This window comes from uncultured Rothia sp. (assembly GCF_937976295.1).
Classification (GTDB): domain Bacteria; phylum Actinomycetota; class Actinomycetes; order Actinomycetales; family Micrococcaceae; genus Rothia.
Genome location: NZ_CALJRY010000354.1, coordinates 1 through 6244, shown reverse-complemented (window position 1 = coordinate 6244; position 6244 = coordinate 1). Strand labels below are relative to the sequence as shown.

The window sequence follows — 6244 nt, the reverse complement described above, 5'->3', positions numbered from 1 at the left end:
AACCAACTTGCGTGAACCACAAAAACTCGCGTATAGTATTTTTCTGTTGCAAGGGAAACCTTCAAAAACAAATAAGCGCCTCTAGCTCAATTGGCAGAGCAATTGACTCTTAATCAATGGGTTCTGGGTTCGAGTCCCAGGGGGCGCACATTAGAGAAAATCCCGCTGATTCTTCGGAATCGGCGGGATTTTTGCGTTCCCTCTGAAAATGCACTTTCTAGGCTTGAGATATAGATATTCCCCTTGCTCCTACAGGGGACCCGTCCTTGCTTCGCTTCGGACACCCTGATGTCGCGACGGGGAATATCTATACCTCTGCGCATCTGTGATTCAGGGGCTCTTGGAATCCCGCCGGGGTTGCGGTAGGCGCGCGGGGGTTCAGTGCGTGCGCCCCGTGCCTAGCGAACTGGGGCGGGGGAGGGCTGTCGCCTGTTTGGTCTGTTGCGTGGTGGCTTGATGCTTGCCGCGTATCAGAGTGTAACCCCGGTGAGAGCCTCGCCTAATACTGCGGTAAACTGAAAGTTATGACTGCAACTCCGTTCTACATCACCACCGCCATCTCCTACCCCAATGGCAACCCGCACATCGGCCACGCCTACGAAACCATCGCAGCCGACGTGCTAGCCCGCTTCAAGCGCCTCGACGGCTTCGACGTGCGCTTCATGACCGGCACCGACGAGCACGGCCAGAAGATGCAGACCACCGCCGAAAAGCTCGGTAAGACCGCCAAAGAACTCGCCGACGAGAACTCCGCACGCTTCAAAGCAATGAACGACGCGCTGAACATCAGCTACGACCGCTTCATCCGCACCACCGACCCCGACCACTACGTCGCATCCCAGGCCATCTGGAAGCGCATGGAAGAAAACGGCGACATCTACCTCGACAAGTACGCCGGCTGGTACTCCGTCCGCGACGAAGCCTACTACGCAGAAGACGAAACCGAAGTACGCGACGGCCAGCGCTACGCCATCGCCACCGGCACCGAAGTCGAATGGACCGAGGAAGAGTCCTACTTCTTCCGCCTCTCCAAGTACGGCGACAAGCTCCTCGAACTCTACGCCAACGAAGGCTACGTCTACCCCGAATCCCGCCGCAACGAACTCATCTCCTTCGTCAAGGGCGGCCTCAACGACCTGTCCATCTCCCGCACCACCTTCGACTGGGGCGTACCCGTACCCGGCAACGACAAGCACGTCATGTACGTGTGGGTCGACGCACTCACCAACTACCTCACCGGCCTCGGCTACCCCGACACCGACAACGAACTGTTCACCAAGTACTGGCCCGCCGACCTGCACCTCATCGGTAAGGACATCACCCGATTCCACTCCATCTACTGGCCCGCATTCCTGTGGTCCGCCGGAATCGAACTGCCCAAGCGCGTGTTCGGCCACGGCTTCCTGCTCGTCAACGGCGAGAAGATGTCCAAGTCCGTCGGTAACGTCGTCGACCCCGCAAACCTCGTCAACGCATTCGGCCTGGACGCCGTGCGCTTCTTCCTCATGCGTGAAGTGTCCTTCGGCCAGGACGGCTCCTACTCCGAAGAGTCCATCATCAACCGCATCAACTCCGACCTGGCAAACAACCTCGGCAACCTCGCCCAGCGTTCCCTGTCCATGGTCGCCAAGAACTGCGGCGGTGCCGTGCCCACCCACGGCGAATTCACCGAAGCCGACCGCAAGATCCTCGACGAGGCGGCAGCCCTCTACGAGCCCGTCCGTGCAGACTTCGACGAGCAGGCATTCCACCGCGCACTCGACCGCATCTGGACCGTCCTCGCAGACACCAACGCCTACTTCGCAGAGCAGGAACCCTGGACCCTGCGCAAGAACGGCGAACTCGAGCGCATGAACACCGTGCTGTACGTAACCCTTGAGGTCGTACGCCAGGTCGCCCTGCTGCTGCAGCCCGTCATGCCCGACTCAACCGCCAAGTTGCTGACCCTGCTTGGCATACCCGAAGGCGAGGCACGCCAGTTCGCAGCCCTCGGCACCGCACTCGTGCCCGGTACCGAACTGCCCGCACCCGCACCGGTGTTCCCCCGATACGAAGCGCCCAAGGCATAACAGCCGCCTGAGCATTAGCGGACAGCGCCTGAGACAGCGCTGTAACAGATAGCCTGACAAAGCCCCCGGCTTCCTACCCCCAGTTGGGGGAGGATCCGGGGGCTTTTCGCATGCATATATAGCTGTAGGCGCGAGGCAGAGAAGCGGGGGGGAAAAAAAGAGAGAGAACGCTGATTGGGCCGCCACTCATCCTTAAGGATGAAGTCTGCGCCCCGCCCAGCCCGCCACAGGCGCATCTCAGCCCGCGGAATGAGCGGAGAACCCCTGCATCCCTCTACATCCCTAGGCAAAGGCCCGGTGAACACCCGCCAAAATCAACCTGGAGGATGAGAAAAACCCTGTAGTCAGCGCCATACTGCGTGAAATAATTGAACTATGACTACGACAACTCCTCACGCACAGACGGCACAGGTTGCCGTCTCCGCACGAAACCTTTCCAAAACCTACGGCATGGGTGAAGCTACCGTCCACGCCCTCAACAACGTCTCCGTTGACTTTGAACAGGGCAAGTTCACCGCCATTATGGGCCCCTCCGGCTCCGGCAAGTCCACGCTGATGCAGACCATCGCAACCCTGGACACCCCCGACCCGAACCCGGCAACCTCCATCCGTATTGGCGGTACCGAGCTCTTCGGCCTGAAGGACAACGCCCTCACCGAGTTTCGCCGCGAACACATCGGCTTCATCTTCCAGGCGTTCAACCTGGTGCCCACCCTCACCGCGGGCCAGAACATTGACCTGCCGCTGGGCCTCGCCGGTAAGAAGCCGGACCCGCAGTGGCGCGACTACCTGGTCAAGACCCTCGGCCTGGAAACCCGCCTCGACCACCGCCCCGAACAGCTCTCCGGCGGTCAGCAGCAGCGCGTCGCCATCGTGCGCGCACTGCTCGCACGCCCCGAAGTGGTCTTCGCCGACGAACCGACCGGTAACCTCGACTCCAACTCCGGCGCCGAGGTGCTGCGCCTGCTGCGTGCCGCCGCAACCGACCACGCACAGACCATCCTCATGGTCACCCACGACGCAAACGCCGCCTCCTACGCAGACCGCGTGGTCTTCATCAAGGACGGCATGGTCGCCGGCGAAATGATCGAACCCACCTACGACGCCGTCCTCGGCGCAATGGCACAGCTGGAAGGTCGATAAGCCGTGGCAACCACACTGAACACGGTGGCGCGCTCCAACCTGCGCGCCTCCAAAGGAAAATACATCCTCACGGGCATAGGCATCGCGATCTCATCCTTCTTCATCGCAGCCATTATGATGCTCACCAACTCGCTGCAGGCGACCGTCAACTCCTCCGTCAGTGATGTGCTCTCCCGCGCCGAGGCGGTTGTTGCCTCCGCCGCTACAACCAGCGACGGTCAAGACAGCAGCGCCATCTACCTGACCCGTGAGCAGATTCAGAAAGTAGAACAGAGCGACCTGCTCTCCGGCTACTGGGTGCAGTACGCCGTGACCGGTACGCTCGGCACCGGCGACCAGAAAGCCCAGGTGCAGTACAACCAGCTGCCCGCCGACTCGAGCCTCTTTCCGTACAAGGTGCAGGGCAAAATCCCCGGTAGCGACCACGAAATCATGGTCTCTACCTACTTCGCGAAGAAGCACAACCTCTCGCTGAACGGCAAGGTCACCAGCACCGACGTTGTAGAATCCGTCAGTGCTCCCGGTACTAATAAGACCGCCGAATACACCGTCGTTGGTCTCTTCGATCCCGGTTTTGAAGGCTCCACCACCAACCAGGCTGTCTTCATTGGTGGCACCGCCCTCGGTGAAGCCACCCTGAAAGCAGCCGAGACAGAAAACAGTAGCTCGGCGGCAGGCTACCGGAGCAGGGGTGGCGCGAACCTCATCTACCTCAAGTTCAAGGATGGCGTAACCGACGCCAAGCTCAAGAGCCTGCAGGAGACCCTCAGCAGCGGCGACACCAAGAACGACCCGCGCGTTATGACCGGTCAGCAGCTGCTAGAAGACTACCAGAAGAGTATCTCCACGGTCTTCACCTCCATTAGCGTGGTCCTGGGTGCCTTCGCGGCCCTGGCTCTGCTGGTTTCCTCCTTCGTCATCTCCAACACCTTCGCGGTGCTGGTCGGCCAGCGCATCCGCGAGCTCGCCCTGCTGCGCACCCTCGGTGCCCGCGGCGGCTCCCTCGTGCGGATGCTGCTCGTCGAATCCATTACCGTGGGCGTGGTGTTCTCTCTCATCGGTGCGTTGCTGACCTTCCCGGTCGGCATGCTGGTGGGAAGCATGGTTTCGACCATCATGATCTCGTACTCGATTACCCCGGTAATCGTCAGTACCCTGATTTGCACCATCGTCACGGTTCTGGCGTCGCTCTCCCCGGCACGAAGCGCACTGCGCATCTCGCCGATTAGCGCGATGAGCGAGCACACCAACCGCGAAGTCAGCAAGCCCGGTAAGATCGGCCCGATTTTCGGTGTACTCTTCGCCATCGGTGGCGTGGTCGCTGTTGTGACTGCTCTTGACAAGGCAACCAGCACGGACCGCGACGGTAACTCCGCAATCTTCCTCGGCATGTTCGCAGCACTGCTGCTCGGTATTGCGGTCTTCTTCATCACCCCGCTGGTACTGCCCCCGCTGGTACGTGCCCTCGGTAAGGTCACCCGCACCCAGACCGGCAAGCTCGCGCTCGCCAACGCGCTGCGTTCGCCCAAGCGCACCGTCTCCACCGGCCGCGCTGTGCTCGTCGGCACCCTGGTCGTGTCGACTGTGCTGACCGGCTACACGGTCCTGAGCGCATCGTTCGTCAAGGCGCTGGATCAGCAGTACCCGATTTCTGCGCAGGCGAAGTACAGCTCGTACGACCAGTCTGAGGCGGCCTCCACCGTGACCAAGGCGGAGGGGATTGCCTCCAAGGTCAAGGGCATTAAGAACGTTCAGGCATCCGCTGTTGGTTACGCCGCCGGCGTGGTTGATTACACCGTCGAGTACGAGGGCCAGAGCGTCAACCAGAACGCTGACCTGGTGGCGCTGAGCTCCTCTGATCTGAAGGCGATCCTGCCCGACGAAAACTCGAACCTTGCCGACGACACCGTGCTCGTACCTCAGGAACTCTGGAAGGCCGCCGGATTGAATGAGTCCAGCCGCCTGAAGGCGCGCGGCCCGCTCGGCGAACTGGAACTCAAGCCCGTCAAGTCTGAAACCAAGCAGACCCTGCTGATTGTCAACCCTGCCACCGCCGCCAAGCTGCAGGACGCCAAGAACCCGCAGGCAGTTGCCAACCCCGCCGCTGAGGAAGCTCAGAAGCGCATGGAAGAAGCAATTGCGAGCGGCGATCAGGAAGCTCAGACCAAGGCAGCACGTCTGACCGTCACCAGCCAGGCAACCGGTAATGACACCGTCGTTCTGGTGCGTGCGGTATCCCCGCTGACCAGTAGCGAGAACGTGACCCTGCAGGCTGACCTGAACCGTGCCAGCCCTGACAGCTCCTTCACCGGTGGCTTGCAGGAACGCCAGACGTTCGACCAGCTGCTGACCGTTATGCTGACTTTCACCCTGGTGATGCTCATGCTCGCAGTGGTCATCTCGATTATTGGTGTGGCGAACACGATGACCCTGTCGGTCAACGAACGCCGCCGCGAGAACGCGATGCTCCGCTCGCTGGGCCTGTCCCGCAAGCAGCTGCGCCGCATGATCTCCATTGAGGCGATTCTGATTACGCTCGCCGCAGTGGTGCTCGGCATGATTGCCGGTACGGTCATCGGCACGGTCTCCGCGAAGATTGTGATGGCTGCCGTGAGCTCCAGCGCCCCGCTGGTGCTTGACCTGCCGTACGTCTGGTACGTGATCATCCTCGTTGTGGGTGTGCTCGCCGCGATGCTCGCTTCGGCTCTGCCGGCGGCTCGTTCGGCTCGCATGTCCCCGGTTGAAGGTATGCGCGGCTAACCCGGCATAGTCACAGTACCCGGCGAGCCCGGATACTCGGCGTGAGATAGTTGAAGCCCCGGAGGGTGCCCCAATGTGAACTGCCTCCCGTTTCTTGGACAACGAAACTAAAGTCCAACAAACAGGAGGCTTTTCATGTCCATCAACCTAGGATTAAGACACGACCGTTCGCTCCGAGAGCAAGCAGCGCAAATGTTCGAGAGAGGATTCGGCTGTCGTCTAACCGCCAGGAAGCTTGGTGTGTCCGCCGCGACTGTGAGAGAGTGGCAGAA

Annotated in this window: 3 protein-coding genes and 1 tRNA gene; all 4 read left to right on the top strand. The window is 60.9% G+C overall.

Translation table 11 applies throughout. The features are described from left to right. The first annotated feature begins 75 nt into the window (after positions 1-75). Positions 76-148 (top strand) — tRNA-Lys (locus Q0216_RS09490). A gap of 376 nt (positions 149-524) precedes the next feature. After that, positions 525-2069 (top strand): methionine--tRNA ligase, encoded by a 1545-nt coding sequence (metG, locus tag Q0216_RS09485; protein WP_298594850.1) that lies wholly within the window; start codon positions 525-527, stop codon positions 2067-2069. 375 nt (positions 2070-2444) lie between these two features. Beyond that, on the top strand, positions 2445-3212 hold the full coding sequence (locus Q0216_RS09480) for an ABC transporter ATP-binding protein (RefSeq protein WP_005507396.1): 768 nt from the start codon (positions 2445-2447) through the stop codon (positions 3210-3212). 3 nt (positions 3213-3215) lie between these two features. Beyond that, complete coding sequence (locus Q0216_RS09475; RefSeq protein WP_298594849.1) at positions 3216-5972, top strand: FtsX family ABC transporter permease; 2757 nt, start codon at positions 3216-3218, stop codon at positions 5970-5972. Positions 5973-6244: the final 272 nt, after the last annotated feature.

Coding starts and splice junctions, on each gene's coding strand:
- metG (WP_298594850.1), top strand. CDS start 525: ATGACTGCAACTCCGTTCTACATCACCACCGCCATCTCCTACCCCAAT.
- Q0216_RS09480 (WP_005507396.1), top strand. CDS start 2,445: ATGACTACGACAACTCCTCACGCACAGACGGCACAGGTTGCCGTCTCC.